This is a genomic window from Butyrivibrio sp. AE3006, from assembly GCF_000424165.1.
Taxonomy (GTDB): Bacteria; Bacillota; Clostridia; order Lachnospirales; family Lachnospiraceae; genus Butyrivibrio.
Map to the genome: position 1 here is coordinate 58,600 of NZ_AUJJ01000024.1, position 19,191 is coordinate 77,790.

Consider the following 19,191-nt stretch of genomic DNA (forward strand, 5'->3'; position numbering starts at 1 on the left):
CTATACAGCAGGTAACCATTTACCACAAAACCACACTTTTACAGAAAGGCAACTATCGTGAGTAAGAAAAAGTTCTGTATTACTTTAATTTCAACAGCATTTTTCATAGTCATTGTCAGCTTTTTTATCATTTATTTCTCCATGGCAAACACCTATTATTATAACAATTTCAATTTTTTATCATGTTTGCAGCTGCGAAAATCTGACTGGCCAAGTGGCGAATCACCTGATCCCATTTGGTCTCCGGACAATATCTCCTATAAAAAGAATCAAATGGATTTATGCATCAATAAAAACGAAAACGGCTTAACCGCCGGCGAAGTTACTACAAAGCGGAGCTTTGGCTATGGTCTGTATCAGGTAAGCATGAAACCCATCAAACATTCAGGCGTTGTATCAGCATTTTTTAACTTTGGAAAAAAAGATAATTTAAGCACAGAAATAGATATCGAATTTTTAGGCTACGATACAACAAAAGTTCAATTTAACTACCACACCAACGGCGTTGGAGGACATGAATATCTTTATGACCTCGGTTTCGATGCTTCCGAGGATTACCATACCTACGCATTTTATTGGAAAAAGAATTCTATATATTGGTATGTTGACGATGTTCTGGCCTATGAAATACATGCAGAAGACATTCCCGAGATAGAAGCTCCCATCGTCATGGATGTATGGGCCGGAGGAAAAGAAGAATGGCTTTGCGAATATGATGGTGCCACTCCACTTTACGCAAATTATCAATGGTTTTCCTACACATCTCCTGATTACGTTTCTATACAGTGATCGGATTTATCCGGTCTCATAATCATGCACTTGATCTCATTATTTATTCAATAATAAAACTGTTAAAGCCATAGTATTTAGCCAGTGCATGATTCATCCAGTTATCCGGATTGCCGGGATCATCGTAATAATATATATCCTTTGTATTTTCAATCGGTTTAGGCATATCACTCATAGAATACTTAACATCTGCGCCATCAGGATATTCCTCCAGCTCATTAAAGAAATTTTTACAGTCCGAATAATACTCTTGAATCTCTCCTTCGGAGAGCTGTCTGTTAAGCATGAAATACTTATTATCCAAAAACGAATGAGGCAGTACAATATCTCCCGCGATGCAAAGCACAGCTAACAAAAGTATAGCCGGCAAACTCTTCATTCCTGCATATACTGCAAACTCACATCCAAAATAAACAGCTACAAAAACCACAGAAACGATAAACACACTGTTGAGAACAAAATCACAACGATTATTCAGTCCTCCCCAGGCCGAATACCCAAGAGTTGCAGGGAAACATGCAAACCATGCAGCGCCAAGAACAATAGCTGCCACAATACTTTTTGATATATTGAAATCTTCTTTTTTATATTCTGTCAGTCCTATAATGATCCCTATTACCAAACATAGCAGTGCTATCTCTAACACATATCCCGTCTTTATCAGTCCTTTGGCATTTCCAACACAAATCCTCACAGAATTCTTTATGGATTGTATGATCAGTAATTCTCCCGAACCATCCTGAGCCTTTCTCATATAATTACCGGGAGCAAGAGTATTTATCAAAGCCCCGAGCGTCCACCATATAAAAATCTTACATCCGTTTACATCAAGCTTTTTTGCGGTAGCAAAATAAAAAAGAACTATGATGACCACCAAATAGCAACCGGCACCGGCTATCATAAGCGTCCCGCCACAAGCCAGAAAGCCCAGGATTTTGGAGTAATTCGCGTACTTTTTTTCTTTAGTCCTATAATATCGAAGAATACTGCTGATCCCCAAAATCATCACTGAAAAAGGAAATGTATACGACACGCTGCCGGAATACCAAAAAAAGACTTCATAATAGGTTTCTGATCCAAAAAGTGCGAAAAGTGTAAGCGCACAAACAATTAATGCAAAGCTTCTGTTCTCTTCCGAAACATTCTGAAAAAGCTCAATGATCAATACAATCAAGGCTCCCATGACCAGTACAGCATTTATGATCATAACCAGTTTCAACTGAGGGTAACCAAATCCATTTATCGGACTCAAAAACGGTTGCAAAAACATAGAGAAATATGTTCCTTGCCAGGACAAATATGTTGTCAGGCTATACCATAAAGCACTAAAAAAATGTATCGGAAAGAACGCTTTGAATAATCCAAAGCTCACACCATGGGAAAAGTCATCGGCTGAAAAAACAGTATATGATGCCGACCATGCATAGACAAAAATCATATAAATGACTGCTATCAGAGATAAACATGACAGACATTTTTTTATTATTGTTTTATTTGCCATTTTCACACCTGTATCATTTTTGTTTTTCCCGCCTCTTTATTTCGCTTAACCTGAACTTACTCGGGAAAAGAATAATCTCCATATATTTCTTTTTCTGATAACCGTCCAAATCAAAGAAGCGCCTGATATATACCTTAAATGCCTTTGATCTAAAGTATGCATACAGTCTGTTCTTTCGAATAGTTTCCTCAGTGTATGTCACCATTAGTTCTTTCATACCTTCGAAATAGGTATAGAGCATATAAATTTGCAGATCACCGTACATCATGTTTTCTGTGTATTCCAGTCTATCCTGCAATGCATCCAAATAATCCAGTCTCCTAAGACTCTGTGCCCTATCGGAAGAAGTAATACTGCCCTCTCTGATCCTGTAATGATATAACGTATCGGAAATAACCGAAACCGAATCAGCTTCGGCGATTATTCTATGGGCAGCAAATTCATCTTCATGGATTTTTCCTTCAAGGAATCTGTATGAAGCAAATATCTCTCTTTTAAACAGTTTATTGCAGGCTATTATCAAAAGCACATTTTCTTTTGGGTAAATATCTCCAAGATATTTCATAGCCGAATGTGATGACAGAACTTTGCTTTCATCAAATGTAACAATACCCTGCTCCGCGTCTTCCTTTTTATATCCGCATACAGCTATGTCCGCATTACCGGTTCTGATTGCCTCGTATAACTTTGAAAAATAGTCACAGTCAACCCAGTCATCCGAATCCACAAAAGCTATATACCTGCCATTAGAATTATCAATTCCGGTATTCCTTGCCGCGGACAAACCGCCGTTTTCCCTGTAAATGTAGCTGATATTCTCATTTTTATCCGCATACTTTCCGGCTATCTTACCGGTATCATCTGTTGAGCCATCATCAACTAATAGTATTTCAAGGTTTTTATATGTCTGCCTCAGCAAAGAATCAACACATTCTGCAAGATAATTCTCAACGTTGTAACATGGTACTATTACGCTAATTAACGGCTCCTCATCGCTACGTGATTCCGAATGTAGGTTATATGCCAATGCATTTACAAGATCAGGGGCATTATCAAAAGAAATTTTCCTTGCAAAAACAGCTTCAGATTGCTCAAGCTCATTAAGATCCTCCAGCTTATATTCGTAAGGATCGCCCTTTTCCCAATCTATCATCCTCAGACTATTATTCTTAATGTTACCTGCAAATTCAGAATTCATAGCAAGTGTACTGATGGCAATCTCGTCAGGGCCATTTGTCAGCTTATAGCGCTTAATTAGCTCATCCTTGTTTTGCAAAATGAACAAAGCTAACTCATGGGTTATGCTAAACCACTGATCTCCTTTATAAAAGCATAGCCCTTTATCCTTTTTCGTCCGGTCAATTCCAAGCCTTTTTTGTATTTCTACAGATTTCCACTGTATTTTAACCAGCGAGCGCATGAACTTATTCTTTTTTCCGGGGCCCATGAAATCATCTTTACCGACCATGCCAAGTAAAGGATAGAAATATCTGACTTTATATAAAAATGAGTCATTCTCTTCACCGGCTCTATGGCACCTTATAAACTGACTGCTCTCATCTTCCAATAATTCATGAATATAATCCTGGCTTTTTAGTGGGAAATCCACGCCCGAAATCAAATGATAATAATGATATTTTTGTATGGTTGCAGCTTCAAGAAGCTTCAATTCACACTTAAGAACGCTTATTGTCCCCCAATATATTTTCATGGGTCTGATAAAATATATCCGAGATTTGTTTACCCATGAAGAAATCTTTTGCTCATCGACATATCTCGTCTTTTTATCAATGTGGAGATAGATATCGTTTCTTTCATCATCCAGCTCGCTGATAAGTTTTCTAAGCATATGAAATTCATTATGAGCAATGATAAGATATGCATGTTTTTTCATAGATTTCTCTTTTTCATACCGTTATTTTTGTCTCTCAGTTTTAAACCATAAACTAATAATTTGCAAACAGCTTGCAGAATACTTTTGGAAAATTAACAAAAAGAAGATATTTCCCCCGCTTTTTCAGATCAAACAACCATGAATATCGAAAATATATATCACGATATTTAGCCTTTGCCAGTGATCTCAAATTTTCGTCTCCGCTTTTGTAAAAGGAAACCAGCTTATACAAAGCAATCTTCAAACATGCCACGGCAAATTCTCTGTCATCATGAACAGCAGCTTTATCTACTCGTTCTACCAACGCATCAACTGCATCCAGGTGACCGGGATTGTTATAATTCCCTGAACCAGTTATTCCATCATCATTAACGCGATAATAATAATTTTTGGTCGAAATATAGGCTGCTTTATTTATATCATAAAGCAGATTGTTAATCATGAATTCATCTTCATGGATTTTCCCGGTTTCAAATCTGTATTTCTGTATCAATTCCGCCTTATAGATCTTATTCCATGAAACCACTATTTCAACATACTTACGAGAAAGATCGTCATATAAAAAATGTCTCAACTCCGCAGCCGAAAATACACAATCATCATTTCTCTCATCATCAACTAATCTCGCCGATTCAAAATTGCAAATAGCAAGGTCTGCATTACTGCTATCCATTGCTTTGACAAAATCCTCAAGATAGCTGTTTGATATTTTATCATCCGAATCGACAAAACAAATATATTCTCCGGAAGCAGCATCTAAACCGGTATTTCTGGCACCTGCCAGTCCTTTATTCTCCTGATGGATCACCTTGATTCTATTGTCTTTTTGAGCGTATTCATCACAAATACATCCGCTGTTATCCTTTGATCCATCATCTATCAGTATCACTTCAAAATTTTCATACTTTTGCGCGAGGATGGAATCCAGGCATTCCTTTAAATACTTTTCAACATTATAGACAGGTACTATTATTGATATCAGTCCGCTTTTCACGATTTACCATCCTTAATATTGATTGTGATATAGTTTTATAGTACACTTTTTCCAAATTTATGTACATTCTTGACTTAAAACATGCCGGGAGTTTAACGCATCATGGGAAACCACAATATTAACAAAACTTATATCGAAAAAGCATTGCTACTGCTGCTTTTATTGTTAATACTGGCAAATTCCTGCATCTTTGCTTCACAGAAAAAAGGCTATTTCTTAGATGAAGGCTGTACATTTCTAACATCTAATGCAGATGTCATAAAATTCGATTCATTACAAACCTTAATAAAACAGTACAAGCATGCCCCTGTTTATTTTGTCATGGACAAATGGACAGGCTATGAAGAAATAATGGATTTTTACACCACAAAAAACTCCGGAAGTTTTGGTTTTCTTGATGTCTGTTATTCACAGGCTTATGATGTACATCCTCCGCTGTATTTTGCCTGCATCAATATTATATCTTCACTGTTCCCAAATCTTGACTTAAAGTGGGTCGGATATCTGGTTAATATTATTTTCCTACTGGCAACATGCATTTGTATTTACAACATTTGTGTTTTAGTGCTCGGAACGGATAATAAGATACCTGCTATGGCAGCAATGCTATACTATGGTCTCAGCTACGAATTCACTAATACCGCAACTTATTGCAGAATGTATGCAATGCTTGGATTTTGGCTTACTATGCTTTTATTCGTAACTATTCGTTTCGTCAAAAATGACTTTTTATGCAATAAACATTTCCTATTTTGGCATTGCTGCGCAATATTCTGTGCCATGTTAACGCAGTATTTTGCTGCCTTTTATATTTTACCCATATTTATAATTTCACTCTTGCTTTTGATTATAAAAAAGAAATCCGTAAAAAATTATGTTCAAAGCAACCTAATCACAGGAATACTGTATCTGCTTTTATGGCCTTCATCTGTATTCCATTTGCTTTTCACAAACAGAGGAAGAGACGTACTGACAAATGTAATAGATATGAATTTGCAGTCAAGAATTAAAGACTATATTTACTTACTTTCATGCTCGCTTTTTTCCGGCATGAATAAGTCTATGTGTATTTTCTTTGTAATAGCGTTAATATTGGGAGTAATTTCTATTTGGAATTACAGAAAAAGAAATATCGTTGAAAAATCAGACACTGATTATCAAAACTGTTCAATTTATATATTGCTGTGTATTCCTGCTATCCTGTATTTCGTCATCGTTTCAGCCTTATCGCCCTGGATCGTTGACAGATATCAGATGCCAATAATGCCCATTTTCAGCATACTAATTGTTTTGGTAATACATAAATTCCTTAAATCCTTTATAAAAAACAGGATTATAATCTATGTTTTACTACTGGCATTACCGCTTATTCTTTGCTATAGATGGGAGTCAAAATATGAACCGCGATACCTATATAATGACTCTCAGCGTTCTGAATACATAGCAAATTACAAAATGTATGATGCAATTGTGGTGAGTAGAAAACCTAACGACTTGTTTGTAGAAATACCGATCAATTACCCTCACTCCAATTACTTATCTACATTCGAATCCGGAATAGATAAAGCCATACATAGCATCTCAGAGATACATCATCCTTTTGTAATGTATCTCTATAAAAACTGCGATGCCGAAATTGCAGAATACCTTCAGAAATCAGGCTTTAGCTGTGAGAAGCTAGATTATTCCGCTGATTCCTATGATATTTATTTTGTAAAATGATAAATATGTACCATCAAAAATAGAATCAGGTAAATTTCACCTTTTGATTTTACCTATTGATGTTTTTTCCAATTCGCTTTCTTTGTACTCAACGTGTTTTACTCTCTTATAAAGCGGCATGGTTTTGTTTATTTCTTTTATATACTCCCTTACTTCTGTTTCACTCAAATCGGGAGCATATATATCCGCGTAAATGCTGTCATTCTTTTCGTATACCATACACTCTTTTATATGTAAGTTCTCATAAATCTTGGTTTCTATCTCTTCAGGGCTTACATTCTCTCCTCCGGAAAGAATTATCAGATTTTTCTTTCTACCGGTTATGTAAACATAGCCTTCATCATCCATATACCCTAAATCACCCGAATAAACCACGCCATCCTTGAGGCATTTTTCAGTTTCTTCAGGATTTTTGTAATACCCCTGCATATTGCCCCAATACTCAATGCAGATTTCGCCATCAATAATCTTTATTGTTGCTCCTTCTGCAACTTTACCTATTGAATTTACATGGTTTTCCATATCAAGATTCTGAATAACTGCTCCACCTACTTCAGTCTGGCCATAGAATTGCCCCACAGTAATTCCATTGGAGTTGAAGAATCTTACCATATCCGGCTCTATCAGCGCGCCACCGGATAATATGTCCTTAACCATTCCCATCCTGTCCATTCTGTTACGCTTTACACAATTAACCCACAATTTCAAAACCGTTGGTGTAACAGCAGCAAAATCAATCTCAATGTTCTCAAGATCAGATAGTATATTTTTCAAATCTTTACTATAGCAAATAGTGCAACCATTTTCGGTAAAACTAAGCCACGCTATCAAGCCACCAACATGATAGCAGGGGAAATTCGTATAAACCTTTGTTCCGTGCGCAGCAGAACGATTATCATTATACCTTTTGGGGAGAATATACAGGCAATCATGGAACACATTATCCACAGATAATACAACTCCTTTAGCTAAAGAAGTAGTACCTGATGTATACAGGATAACCGCCATATTGTCCGCCTCTTCTTCAGAGAAATCCTTCAGATCCTTTTCGTTTTCAGTTTTCTCAAACAACAGATCTTTCTTTAAAACCAAAGCATTATCTTTGCTATATTTTTCCGGCTTATCTTCAACCAAAAGAATATCAACTTCTGCATTCTTTATAGCAAAAGAGATATTATTCTCTGTTTCATTTTCATTGATCGGAACCACAACGGCTCTGCTGAATATTACAGCAGCAAAAAGAACATAATACTCATAACCACTGCGAGCAATAATTCCTATGTGTTTGCCTTCCACAACTCCCGAATGCTTTTCAAGTAAATAAGCGCATTTTCTAACGTCACTCAGATAATCCGAATAACTTTTACTTTCAATATTTTCTCCGTCCAGAGTTTTGCACATACACAAATCTGAATATTTTTTTATTATCTCAAGATATTTAATCATATTATTCTAATTTCTCCATAATGATTGAATAAGTCGTTTATCAACTCTATCTAAAACGTTTCTTTTTTATTGCTAATCTAATTCTTTCAAAAGCAAATGTAACAGCCAGAACAACAGTCACTCTGACTCCGATAATTATTAGATTTCGAAGAAAAATGCCACCCTTCCACCATTCCGTTGCAAATGCATAATGAATCATACCACCACAAGCAATTAACTCTATAGAATGGATACAAAGTACATACAACGAAAGTCGTCCTATCCTTCTGATAAAAAGCAGGAAAGGGCCTTTAAATCTATCCATTTGCAAAAATAGCCTAATCACGATCAGCCCGATAAATCCATTAGCGATTATTGAAACAATACCTAAAGGATAAATATTGTAAGCCATAACAAATACTGAATCAGCACTTACAAAAAGCAGATACAATACCAGGCCTAAAAATAATGAAACAGTAACGCCATTAACTTTTATGGTTGATATAAGTATTTTATTCTTTTTTACATAATGGCCCAGCCATACATAAAGCACAGCTATAAGTCCTTGCGAAATCCCCCATGGTAATGTTCCTGCAAAACTCATCCCCCATCCGACACAGGATACGAGAAAAGACGCCACAAGAAGTCTCTTATCTTGGAAACAATTCGAAAGAACATTAAAAATAATAGTCGCAATCATCAACGAAAGCAAAAACCAAATCGGCCCGCAACTCTGAATCCATAAATCATTTATATATACTTCTTTTGAAAGGCCAAATAATCCACCCAAAATAATACTGATAGTACGCCTGATAGAAAACTCAACACTTGAATACATTAACTGAATGTAACAAAAGTGTACTATTACAGTTATCATCACCGAAATACTATACGGGATCATCAGTGTTTTAAATTGCTTTAAAATACACTTTTTATTCGTTGTCTTTCTAAAACCATATCCGCTCAAAATAAAAAATGCAGGCATAGATGCTTCGGCTATAACCTTAAACCAAAAATAAAAAATCAGAGTAATTAAATTAACTTGCCCTAAAACATCTTTTACAGAGTAATTATATTCTTCTATGATCGGAACTAACTGATATGTATGACCAACCATAACAAGTATCATCATTGTTCCTTTTAGAAGATCGAACATGCCTAATGAGTTCTTGATTGTATATTCCTCTTTTTTCATCTGTTATCCTTAATATTCAAATTATCTGGATTCAATCAACTCAATCATATCCTTAACAGATGATATTGACATTAATTCTTCCTCGGTGATTTCTATAGAAAATCTCTTTTCGATTTCTGAAATTATAGCCATAATTTCCAATGATGACAAATCAAGGTCATCCAGAAATTGACTTTCTTCTTCAATATCACTTCTATCAATATCTGTAATATCAACTATAATATCCACTATTTTTTCAAAACAATCATTCATTTTCGTTTCCTTCCTATTCTGTCAAGCCTGAAAATACGATTTTTACTGGCTTTGACGATTTTGTTATTCCTCAAAACAAGAGCCAAAGGTGATGAATTGTCATAGTATCTTGTACTGAATAGCCGATTTCAGGTAGCACTAATAAAGCATCCTCTTGTTTGCTCTATAAAGGCCATTTCTCCTTTGATCAACTATGATGGCTAACCTTCCGTGTCTAAAGGGATCGTGTCCCAACTTCCTTCGTCCAGCCAATTCATACACCAAGTGCCAGCAAAGCTCCTAAACAGGGTCAAGCCCTAGGGAAAATACCACCGCCAGCTACAGCTCTTGTTTGTTGTCCTTTACTGACCAATCTACACTTTGGATGGTACCGACAAGTCGGTGGACGCAATCCATCCTGTTGTAAGTTGGTAGCTTTATTTTGCAGAAGACTTGCTTCTGCTGTTACTGGATTCCTATCCGGAACCCTGGCCAACCACTGAACAACGCTCAGTAGTTCGACAGGATTCCGGAGCATGTTTCTTTCTTAAGCAGCCACTATTTCTGCTTCTTCAAATCTATTGATATCATCAAGCATCTTCTGTGGATCGTAGGTAATTCCTTTTTTAAGGATAGTAAATATGATTCTGAGAAGCTTACATGCTATGACTATCAGCGACTGCATCTTCTTTAGAGGATTCTTCGCTCTGGTAGTGTAATACTCATGTATATACTGGAATTCTGGAGCATGAGCCACTACCGATTTAGCTCCCTGAAACAGCCAGGTTCGCAGTTCTTTGCGTCCTCTATGGCTTATCTTTGTTTCGCCATTATGCTTGCCTGAACTGTTGGCTACAAGGTTTAATCCGCTGAGTTTCTGTATTTCCTTTGCGTCATCAAATCTTTCAATGTCTCCCATTGAAGATATGATTCCGGCTACTATGTTCTGTCCAAGTCCTGTTATTTCAAGGATGTTCTCTGCATGGGGTATTTCCATACACTTTTCATTGATTGCAGCTTCAACTGTTGCAAGCCTCTCATCCAATGAGATGATGTCTTCAACATGGCACTTTACTGAATATCTGTCCGGCTCTGAGCCTTCTTTCTTGCCTATGCTTACGCTAGCATACTTGAATATCTCAGCAGCCCTGCTATAGCCGCGTCCTCTAAGCTTAGCATTGTGCCATATATCTCGGATACCGTCTTCGCCTAGTCTGATTATATCTTCTGGAAACGGTGCAACCTTAAGTATCTCCATTGCAAAACTGCCATCTGTTTTCCCAAATGCGTCCTTATATTCAGGGAAGTAAATCTTCATCAGCCTGTGTAACCTGTTTATGCTGCGGATCCTGTTCTCAGCAAGCTGGCTCCTTAGAAGTGAGAGACTACGCAGATCAGCGTAGATGCCCTCCGGAAGATATGGCATACCGTAGTTTCCGTTCATAACAAGGTTTGCAATAACCTTGGGATCTTTTCTGTCATCCTTAAGCTGGCTGTTATCCTCGATTTCTTTTGTCTGTTTTACTGCATATGGATTTACCTGCACCACACTGATACCATTGCTTATCAGCCATGTTGCCACGCAAAACCAGTAATGACCTGTAGGTTCGAGTCCAAGTACTATCTGTTTCTTACCATTTACTGCAGCAAGGTCTACCATCCAAGCTTTTGCGGCTTCAAATCCTTCCTCGTTGTTAAGGAAAGAGAATGGCTTTTTGCTGAGTTCTCTGCCTTTTCTATCTATAGCCCTCAGATAGTGGGTTTCACTGCCTATATCGCATCCAACTATAAGCATGTCATCTGATATAAATGATAGCTTGGCATTCTTATCAAACTTTCCTGATGTCTCCAGATCATGCCAGGTCTTAGCCTGCAATGTATTTAAGAGATCATCCACTCTGGTTTGTCTTTCTTCGGCAGATAAAGTATTTATCACCGAAAAGTTGTTGCTTACTTGATTTTTGTTGTTCTTTGCCTTAGCATTCATGTTAGATACCTCTCGTATTCTTGGATTATTACCAACTGCCAGGTCAGTAACAATCCAACTTTACTTGAGGTATTCTTTTTAGGTCAACCCCTGTTTATATCATACAGGAAGCTCCTAATGTAGTTCATATCCAAAGCCTCAAAAGAACTTCACAAAGTTCGCCATATCCTCTCCGGACATAAGCTAAAATATTATATCACAGAAATGCGATTTCTTATTTAAAAATTGTACATTATCTCATATAATGATAATTACTGATAAATCGATAAACTAAGAAATTGGGGAGGTTCACTTAATGGGGAAAAAATCCATAAAAGAAAACAAAAATATCTTTTTCGAAAGTCGTGAGGAAGCCGGACTTACAAGAGCACAGGCCAGCGAAATCCTCGGAACCATAAGCGAAAGCAGACTTGAGAAAATGGAAACAGGTAAGACAACCATCTACCCCGAAGATGTTGTTGAAATGGCAAGAGCATATAAAAAGCCCGGTCTTTGCAATTATTACTGCACACATGAATGCCGTATTGGTAAGGATTCCGTTCCTGAAGTAAAGGAATCCACACTTTCAGAGATAGTTCTTGGAATGCTCTCTTCTCTTAATGCCCTTGAGAGACAGCGAGAAAGACTCATTGACATCACAGCTGACGGTGTAATCTCAGATGATGAGCTTGATGATTTCGTAGATATTCAGAAACAGCTTGAAAATATCGATATGACCGTTGAATCCTTAAAGCTCTGGGTTGCAGGTACCATCGCAGAGGGCAAGATCAATAAGGAAAAGCTTGAGGCCTTAAAAAAATAAGTTTCACAAAATCACGAAACCCGCAGCAAATGCGGGTTTCTTTTATTCTATCAATAAATTCTATTATTCATAGCACTTTATAAGCTCAGCGATTTCATTTTTAAATCTCTCTGTTACTTCAGAAGGACCTATGATCTTAACATCTCTTCCAAGAGCAAATATCCACCCAAGGAACTGATCACTTACTGCCACCTCTACTCTGGTCTGGGACCATCCTTCTTTTTGGGCACTTATGATGTGAATATCCTTGCCGAATCTGTCAAGGAATACTCCCACAAGCTTATTATTGAATTCAATATCAACCTCTGTGGTCTTTCCTCCAAACATTCCAAAATTCATTTTAGAATATGAAGCCATATCCAGATCCTTAAACTGCTCGGCGCCATCTCTTTTAACATCAAGGAGTTTAATACTCCTCATCTTATCTACACGATAGTGCTTAATCTTCTCATCCACTGAATCAAAAGCGATCAGGTAATAATTCTCATCATCAAAGGTAAGTGCCCATGGACTTACTTCGTAGCGGCCTTCCTTTCTCGGCACCATCTCCTTTTTCACATTCCACTGAAGGTACTCGAAGGTGATCTTGGAGTTGCTGCTGATGGCCTTGTGAATATCATCCACCACGTAGTAAATACTCTCATTCATGGCTTTGATTCTGCCCTGAACCACAACCTGTCTCTGAAGCTGAGCCGCCTCATGAACACTTACAAGATCCATGAGCTTTTTGATAAGAGCTCTGGATTTTTTCTCGGTTATGAATTTGGATACCTGAATTGAATCCACAAGGAGCTTAAGTTCAGGTAATTCAAACTTTTTGGTCCCCACATGATAAAGGGTATTTCTGCCCTCCTGTTCCTTAAGCACCTCAATGCCAAGATCTTCTAAGGTCTTGATATCTTCGTAGAGACTCTTTCTCTCTGCAGATACATCATATTTGGCAAGCTCTTCTATAATCTCAGGCATAGTAAGATAATGACTGTCATCTGTTTTCTCCACCATGAGTTTTGCTAGATAATAGAGCTTAAGCTTCTGGTTTGTTCCCTTTGGCATTGTATGAGACCTCCAAGCTGATATAATTAAATAGACTAAATTCATTATAAAAAACTACCAATAAGGAGTCAAAGCAAATGAGCGCTGATTTTGAGCAAAATGTAAGGAATAAGTACAAGGAAATCACCAAGACTCTCATAGATAAAAATACAAGCATAACCACCATGGAAAGCATCACATCCGGGCAGATTGCATCTCTTATCACCGACACAGAAGGAGCCTCAGCCATTTTAAAGGGCGCCTTTGTAACCTATAGTAATGAAGCCAAAATCATGCAGGGCGTACCGGCCGAAGTAATAGAAAAATACGGCGTATATTCCGAAGAAGTTGCAATTTTCATGGCTATGGAATGCAGAAAAGCTTATAGCGCTGACATAGGAATCGGCATAACCGGATCTGCAGGCAACGTTGATCCCGCCAATAATGACAGTGTCCCTGGAGAAGTGTATTTTGCAATTGACTGCGATAAAAAAACGCGCTCCTTCAAGGCAGAACTTCCACCCATGGAAACGCGTCTTATGTATAAGCTTGCAGCAGCAGATTTAGTTGCGGACAGGCTCCTTGAATTACTTCCCAAAATCAATTCGAAGTTTCAATAAAGCTCTGTATATAGTCCGCCGTTTTAGCTAACTGCTCTTCGTTTGTAATAGTGGGAGTACCGTCACCAGACTGTATTCCGTAGCACCCAAAGTAAGAATGAATACCGCCGTCTATAATTACTTCCTCAGAATCGGCAGGCCAGTATTTCTTGCTGTTCTCATAATCTTCTTTATTTATTACGCCATCATTTGATGCATATATTGAAAGAAGTCGCAGATCAGTATCAGAAAAATCTTCCGTAGTATATGATGCACAGAAAATCATTCCGCGATAATTTCTGTCGCCACTCACTTTGGTATTATCAAGATTCTCTTTTAAGTACCTCGAAGCGGCCACACCCCCAAGGGAATGTCCCGCCAGATACCAGTCCAGCTCTTTCGCCCTGCGAATATCCTCGTCATAACCTCTTGTAAGGATATCAGCTGCATTAACCCTGAGAAGAGCCAGATTCTCAGGCATCTTCGGTAAAAGACAGATATACCCTCTTGAACACAGCTCATACATTAGCGGCGCGTAAGCATTATATTCAACCTTACCACCGGGATAGAACATAATAACAGCTTTTGCCTCTGTCTGCTGAGGCAAAAAAACAGCCCCGTTTTTATCAGAATATGAATGAACCTGGTCATCAAGCAAATTCTCAATAGTGCTTATTATCATGCTGTCTGCTCTATAATAATTTGATGTATAAATTTTAAAAGCCACAAGAACGCCAATAACTATCACAACTAAAAAAATAGCTATCCCCAGAAGGCATTTCTTTAATATGCGTTTTGTGCGACTCTTCTTTTCTTCCGTTTCCTTTGTCATGTTAATTCCTATCTGAATAAATCTGTACAAGTGTTATAATACAAATTAAATCAGGGCATGGCAAGGTCATTTTATGAAAACAAAATCCATCAGAATAATTTCATCTTTAGTAATTGCCGTATCGCTGGCTATCCTTATCATATGCAATAAAGATTATACTTATGATAATGACAACCTGCGTGTTTTTTATAATGCTCTAAATGACGATGAAAAAGAAATCTATGAAATGTTCCACGATCTGGTCATCCATAAAAATGAGGAAAACTATCAAAGAGTTCTGACTCTTCCACTTACTACATACAATGAAAAAGGTGCATCATATTACTGGAACATCTATTATGCCATGTGCTATGACCACCCTGAGTACTTTTTCTTATTGACGGGTAGTGAGCCCCGCATCACATCTTCCAAAGAAAAAACGGACAAAACCGTTACGATCACTTATTATCTGAGAAAAGCTCCTGCCGGCGAAGACAGTATGATAGCTGAATTCGAAGAAGCTGCGGATAACTTCTTAAAAGACATAGATCTGTCAGCTCCTAAAAAAGAAATAGAGCTTGAAATACATGATAAGCTAATTGACCTTGTAACCTACGACTACGAGCTTAATTCCCTGGATGCTGCAGAGAAGGCAGGTGCCCTTGGTTCAACTGCCTACGGAGCTCTGGTACGGGGTGATGACGGAACAAGTAATCACGCAATATGCGGCGGCTATGCCCTTGCCTTCCAGTATCTGTGCCAAAAAGCAGGCATACCCTGCGGCTATGTTACAGGCATCGCAAGTCCCGATGCTGATGATCCGGAAAGCTCAGGTTTTCATGCCTGGAATATTGTATATATAGATAATAACTGGTACGAAGTGGACACAACCTGGGATGACTTTGATATGGATTACAAAATAGAAAGCCCTGATCTAAGATCAAAAATGCTTGCCGATGACAATACCATGTATGCTCTTCGCCATCATTTTTACAATGTAAATCCCGCAGAGATGAGGAATCTTCCTGAAAGTGAGGATACTGTTTTCACTATACCTGTTGATGTAAAGGTAAATCCAAGACACGATTCCTACCACCTTCGTGGCACCTACGAGCTTGGCAAAACAGACAACATATCCATGTTCCTAAATTCCCTTTTGCCATGACATACAAAAATCGCAAAAAGCATTATTTAATAATAGAAAGCTAATTCTTGCTGCAAAGCCAAAGCTATGTAATAATTGTTATGTTGTGCACAGCCGCGCAGCGTGAAATTGTCAGCGCTGATATTCATCACATTCTCGGCGTTGAAGAACAGGAAGGTATTTCTTTTGGCACTTATACTAATCAATCAGATCATCACTATGTTCATCTTATCCGGCATTGGTTTTATTCTTTTCAAAGCCGGCAAGCTCACCCTCGAAGGCAGCAAGAATATCGGTAATATCCTCATATTCTTATCACTGCCCTGCGTTATTATTAACGGATTCAGAGTTGAAAGAACCCCCGAGCGTATCACAGGATTTCTTCTGAGCATCCTGGCTGCGGTTGTAGCTCTTCTCATTGCAATAGCAATTTCAAAGCTCTTTTTCAAAAATGACGAGATCGCCGCATTTTCAGCGTCCTTTTCTAATCCCGGATTCTTTGGCGTTCCCCTTATTGTGGCATCAATGAGTAACGGCGCTGTGTTCTATATCGCATCATTTATTGCATGCATAAATATTCTTCAGTGGTCCTACGGTGTATCTCTTCTGACCCACGGTAAGTCAGGATTTACCGTTAAAAACCTGCTGAAGGCGCCTTTTGTCTATGCCACAATAATAGGTATTGTTTTATTCCTGACTCAGCTTCAGCTTCCGACTATCATCGATAAATGCATAGGCTTTTTGGCAGGACTCAATACACCTCTTGCCATGTTCACTATTGGTATCTATCTTGCTCAGGTGGATATTGTAGACATGCTAAAAAGAAAAAGTGTTTATGTTACCGCTTTGGTAAGACTTGTGATAATTCCTCTTGTTACACTGGCTGCACTGTGGGCTATTCCTTCATCTCTTACTGAAATGAAAATTGCTGTACTCATAGCTTCTGCCTGCCCTGTAGGATCAAACGTAGCTGTCTATGCACAGCTTCACAATTCAGACTATGGCTATGCCGTTGAGGAAGTCGTGATTTCAACCCTTCTCTCCGTTATCTCCATTCCGCTTATCGTATATCTTGGAGAGATGCTCTTTGCCATCTGATAAAAAGCTCAAAGCATACGCCTTTTGGCTCATATAAAGAAACAGCGCCGGTGATTTACCGGCGCTGTTTTACGTTATATGTATTATTCATTTTAAAATCACAATCCCGGGTATTATTCTACTGTTTCAGCTGTAGTACCGTTCTTAGAAGCATAATAGTCTTCGAAAAGCTTATTAGCTGCTGCTAATGTATCCTTACTGATATCCGGCAGATCTCTGCCCCATTCCTTTGTAGCAAGCTTGAAGCCCTTCTCCATGGCTGCCTGCATCTCTTTCATCTTATCTACATCATCTCCAGCAAGAGCTGATGCAAAATCGAACAGTCTCTGAGATGTCTGTTTTACGCCATAGTAACCATCCTCAGAAATATCCTCCTGAGCCTGAGCCTTTGTAGCAGCATCAACTGTGAAGTTACCGCTTGCCAATGTCTTCCAGATGCTGTCGCCTGTGGCTGTTCCATAGGCGCCAACCTGACCTGTAAGTGTCTGGCGTACGATATTAAGGAGCTGCTGCTCTCTCTGCTCTGCATCCGCCTTAAGCTGATTTACGATAGCTGTTCTGTCCTGCTTGTTCATGCGGTTAATGCTATACAGATTGTCGCCTGTATTCATTCCTTTTTCATAAACAACGCCGGATTCCTTCTTTGCAGCTTCTTCCTTTGCGCTCTCTTCAGCTTTGGGATTTTCTTTTACTTTCTCGTCTGACTTTATCTGTTCCTGAACCACATTCTGCGCTGTAACAGCAGAAGCGTTACCGATTCCACCTACTTCCAATGACATCTTATACACCTCCTTGCTCTTTCTTAATAACCAGTTTGTGCAGATTTTCTCCCCCCGTCTGATCTTCCTGCCATGTATATGATCTGCCCATCATATCCATATTTGGAAAACCCGCACAACACAAAGGGACTCCATTCCCTTCTTTAGTCTATTATCGGATATTTTGACTAAAAATTAACCCCTTTTTCCAAAGATTTAATAAAAAAATTATACTTATAAGTTCCTCTTCAAAAGGCTGATAAATACGATAAAAAAGACTCAAACGACAATTGCCGTTTGAGCCTTCAATAAGCATTCTAATTATTTAAATCAGCTTCTGGGGCTTGATGCAAGCACATGCACAGACAGCTGAATCTTAGGATTCTTCTTACTCTGAACAATTACGCTAACCTGAGTAACCTTACCTACATTTATGGCTTTACCATTCTTGTAGCTCTTACCTTTTTTAGTGTTGTAGTTGTAGGTATAAAGTCCTGTAACCTTCCATTCACCCTTAGCTACTGCAGTAACCTTCTCTTTTCCTGAAAGAGTATCACTGGTGTTGGGATGCTCTGCAAGTCTGCTTGCATATTCTTTGCTGCCAATCTTAAATGACTTCAAAGGGTTCTTATACTTTACTACATGAACATTCATGCTTGATGTATAAGTTTTGGTACCACGCTTGATAACGATAGTAACCTTGGTATTGCCGACCTTCTTAGGTGTTACTCTGAGAGCCGGTAAACCGGTATCATAGGATTCTGCTGCTTCAGCGGTAGCAACCTTCTTGTTGGAACTCTTAACCTTTATAAGTCTGTCGCCCTTTTTCACATTTGCAAGAGTATACTGTGATGATGTCTTTCTGGACTCAAGCCACATTGAGCTGTCCTTAATAAGTAAGCCCGGATTCTTGGATGCTGCCTTAGCACCTGTTGAGCTGAATGCAAATACTAAAAATGCAGTCAGCATGATAAGTAATGACTTCTTTAAAACACTTAACACTTTTCCTTCTTTCATAGCCTCTCTCCTTTAGCATAAAAGTATTTCGTTTATCTATACACTGTAGCAAATACAGTATACGAGTCAATTATATGATATACGAATTGCTCCGTTTCTTCGAAACTCTCGCAATTCTACAAATATTCGGAAACCGCTAATTTACTGCGTAAATTGCTAATTCCTCATATTTGTTCGGGTCATAAAGTCAAA

At 38.2% G+C, this 19,191-nt stretch carries 17 protein-coding genes; 6 read left to right on the top strand and 11 right to left on the bottom strand.

Going from position 1 to position 19,191, the window contains the following annotated elements; genetic code table 11:
* The first annotated feature begins 57 nt into the window (after window positions 1–57).
* On the top strand, window positions 58–789 hold the full coding sequence (locus tag G603_RS0112850) for a family 16 glycosylhydrolase (protein WP_026670483.1): 732 nt from the start codon (window positions 58–60) through the stop codon (window positions 787–789).
* Window positions 790–832: 43 nt separating this feature from the next.
* Here the strand turns inward: G603_RS0112850 and G603_RS0112855 are convergent, their stop codons facing one another.
* From G603_RS0112855 to G603_RS21620, 3 genes are read right to left on the bottom strand one after another with little or no spacing between them, the layout of a single operon-like run.
* Window positions 833–2,290: a DUF6056 family protein gene (locus tag G603_RS0112855; RefSeq protein WP_255345856.1), complete on the bottom strand. Its 1,458-nt coding sequence runs from the start codon at window positions 2,288–2,290 to the stop codon at window positions 833–835.
* 13 nt (window positions 2,291–2,303) lie between these two features.
* The gene (locus G603_RS21615) at window positions 2,304–4,184 is read right to left on the bottom strand and encodes a glycosyltransferase (RefSeq protein WP_051207850.1); all 1,881 of its coding nucleotides are present in this window, start codon (window positions 4,182–4,184) and stop codon (window positions 2,304–2,306) included.
* Between the two features lie 52 nt (window positions 4,185–4,236).
* On the bottom strand, window positions 4,237–5,178 hold the full coding sequence (locus G603_RS21620) for a glycosyltransferase family 2 protein (protein ID WP_051207852.1): 942 nt from the start codon (window positions 5,176–5,178) through the stop codon (window positions 4,237–4,239).
* Window positions 5,179–5,280: 102 nt separating this feature from the next.
* Between G603_RS21620 and G603_RS0112870 the strand changes: the two genes are divergently transcribed.
* Window positions 5,281–6,900, top strand: coding sequence for a hypothetical protein (locus G603_RS0112870; RefSeq protein WP_026670485.1), 1,620 nt, complete (start codon window positions 5,281–5,283; stop codon window positions 6,898–6,900).
* A gap of 36 nt (window positions 6,901–6,936) precedes the next feature.
* Here G603_RS0112870 and G603_RS0112875 read toward each other — a convergent pair whose 3' ends face one another.
* The 4 genes from G603_RS0112875 to G603_RS0112895 form a co-directional block, all read right to left on the bottom strand.
* A complete protein-coding gene (locus G603_RS0112875; RefSeq protein ID WP_026670486.1) occupies window positions 6,937–8,346 on the bottom strand; it encodes a class I adenylate-forming enzyme family protein in 1,410 nt (469 codons plus the stop codon).
* Between the two features lie 46 nt (window positions 8,347–8,392).
* Complete coding sequence (locus G603_RS0112880; protein WP_026670487.1) at window positions 8,393–9,520, bottom strand: acyltransferase family protein; 1,128 nt, start codon at window positions 9,518–9,520, stop codon at window positions 8,393–8,395.
* 21 nt (window positions 9,521–9,541) lie between these two features.
* Entirely contained in the window at window positions 9,542–9,772 is a 231-nt protein-coding gene (locus G603_RS0112885) for an acyl carrier protein (RefSeq protein WP_026670488.1), read from the bottom strand.
* 526 nt (window positions 9,773–10,298) lie between these two features.
* The gene (locus G603_RS0112895) at window positions 10,299–11,738 is read right to left on the bottom strand and encodes an IS110 family transposase (RefSeq protein ID WP_081669868.1); all 1,440 of its coding nucleotides are present in this window, start codon (window positions 11,736–11,738) and stop codon (window positions 10,299–10,301) included.
* A gap of 295 nt (window positions 11,739–12,033) precedes the next feature.
* Here G603_RS0112895 and G603_RS0112900 point away from each other — a divergent pair, with 295 nt between their 5' ends.
* On the top strand, window positions 12,034–12,540 hold the full coding sequence (locus G603_RS0112900) for a helix-turn-helix domain-containing protein (RefSeq protein ID WP_026524277.1): 507 nt from the start codon (window positions 12,034–12,036) through the stop codon (window positions 12,538–12,540).
* 63 nt (window positions 12,541–12,603) lie between these two features.
* On the opposite strand, the gene G603_RS0112905 is transcribed toward G603_RS0112900, so the two are convergent.
* The gene (locus G603_RS0112905) at window positions 12,604–13,593 is read right to left on the bottom strand and encodes a helix-turn-helix transcriptional regulator (protein ID WP_026670489.1); all 990 of its coding nucleotides are present in this window, start codon (window positions 13,591–13,593) and stop codon (window positions 12,604–12,606) included.
* 77 nt (window positions 13,594–13,670) lie between these two features.
* Here G603_RS0112905 and G603_RS0112910 point away from each other — a divergent pair, with 77 nt between their 5' ends.
* Complete coding sequence (locus G603_RS0112910) at window positions 13,671–14,192, top strand: CinA family protein (protein ID WP_026524275.1); 522 nt, start codon at window positions 13,671–13,673, stop codon at window positions 14,190–14,192.
* Here G603_RS0112910 and G603_RS0112915 read toward each other — a convergent pair.
* On the bottom strand, window positions 14,173–15,003 hold the full coding sequence (locus G603_RS0112915) for an alpha/beta hydrolase (RefSeq protein WP_035793148.1): 831 nt from the start codon (window positions 15,001–15,003) through the stop codon (window positions 14,173–14,175). The two genes, G603_RS0112910 and G603_RS0112915, sit on opposite strands and share 20 nt — an antisense overlap.
* A gap of 73 nt (window positions 15,004–15,076) precedes the next feature.
* On the opposite strand from G603_RS0112915, the gene G603_RS0112920 reads away from it, so the two are divergent.
* Together G603_RS0112920 and G603_RS0112925 are read left to right on the top strand one after the other, a co-directional pair.
* Window positions 15,077–16,147, top strand: coding sequence for a transglutaminase domain-containing protein (locus tag G603_RS0112920; protein WP_026670491.1), 1,071 nt, complete (start codon window positions 15,077–15,079; stop codon window positions 16,145–16,147).
* Between the two features lie 165 nt (window positions 16,148–16,312).
* Complete coding sequence (locus tag G603_RS0112925; protein ID WP_026524272.1) at window positions 16,313–17,224, top strand: AEC family transporter; 912 nt, start codon at window positions 16,313–16,315, stop codon at window positions 17,222–17,224.
* A 113-nt stretch (window positions 17,225–17,337) separates the two neighbouring features.
* On the opposite strand, the gene G603_RS0112930 is transcribed toward G603_RS0112925, so the two are convergent.
* Both G603_RS0112930 and G603_RS0112940 read right to left on the bottom strand, forming a co-directional pair.
* Window positions 17,338–18,003 carry a hypothetical protein gene (locus tag G603_RS0112930; protein WP_026670492.1) on the bottom strand — a complete coding sequence of 222 codons (666 nt, stop codon included), beginning with the start codon at window positions 18,001–18,003 and terminating at the stop codon, window positions 17,338–17,340.
* Window positions 18,004–18,312: 309 nt separating this feature from the next.
* Window positions 18,313–18,999 carry a hypothetical protein gene (locus G603_RS0112940; RefSeq protein ID WP_026670493.1) on the bottom strand — a complete coding sequence of 229 codons (687 nt, stop codon included), beginning with the start codon at window positions 18,997–18,999 and terminating at the stop codon, window positions 18,313–18,315.
* Between the last annotated feature and the right edge of the window lie 192 nt (window positions 19,000–19,191).

Excerpts from the sequence above, each read along its gene's own strand:
- G603_RS0112855 (WP_255345856.1), bottom strand. The coding sequence starts at position 2,290 with ATGGCAAATAAAACAATAATAAAAAAATGTCTGTCATGTTTATCTCTG.
- G603_RS21615 (WP_051207850.1), bottom strand. The coding sequence starts at position 4,184 with ATGAAAAAACATGCATATCTTATCATTGCTCATAATGAATTTCATATG.
- G603_RS0112870 (WP_026670485.1), top strand. The coding sequence starts at position 5,281 with ATGGGAAACCACAATATTAACAAAACTTATATCGAAAAAGCATTGCTA.
- G603_RS0112875 (WP_026670486.1), bottom strand. The coding sequence starts at position 8,346 with ATGATTAAATATCTTGAGATAATAAAAAAATATTCAGATTTGTGTATG.
- G603_RS0112880 (WP_026670487.1), bottom strand. The coding sequence starts at position 9,520 with ATGAAAAAAGAGGAATATACAATCAAGAACTCATTAGGCATGTTCGAT.
- G603_RS0112885 (WP_026670488.1), bottom strand. The coding sequence starts at position 9,772 with ATGAATGATTGTTTTGAAAAAATAGTGGATATTATAGTTGATATTACA.
- G603_RS0112895 (WP_081669868.1), bottom strand. The coding sequence starts at position 11,738 with ATGAATGCTAAGGCAAAGAACAACAAAAATCAAGTAAGCAACAACTTT.
- G603_RS0112900 (WP_026524277.1), top strand. The coding sequence starts at position 12,034 with ATGGGGAAAAAATCCATAAAAGAAAACAAAAATATCTTTTTCGAAAGT.
- G603_RS0112905 (WP_026670489.1), bottom strand. The coding sequence starts at position 13,593 with ATGCCAAAGGGAACAAACCAGAAGCTTAAGCTCTATTATCTAGCAAAA.
- G603_RS0112910 (WP_026524275.1), top strand. The coding sequence starts at position 13,671 with ATGAGCGCTGATTTTGAGCAAAATGTAAGGAATAAGTACAAGGAAATC.
- G603_RS0112915 (WP_035793148.1), bottom strand. The coding sequence starts at position 15,003 with ATGACAAAGGAAACGGAAGAAAAGAAGAGTCGCACAAAACGCATATTA.
- G603_RS0112920 (WP_026670491.1), top strand. The coding sequence starts at position 15,077 with ATGAAAACAAAATCCATCAGAATAATTTCATCTTTAGTAATTGCCGTA.
- G603_RS0112930 (WP_026670492.1), bottom strand. The coding sequence starts at position 18,003 with ATGTCATTGGAAGTAGGTGGAATCGGTAACGCTTCTGCTGTTACAGCG.
- G603_RS0112940 (WP_026670493.1), bottom strand. The coding sequence starts at position 18,999 with ATGAAAGAAGGAAAAGTGTTAAGTGTTTTAAAGAAGTCATTACTTATC.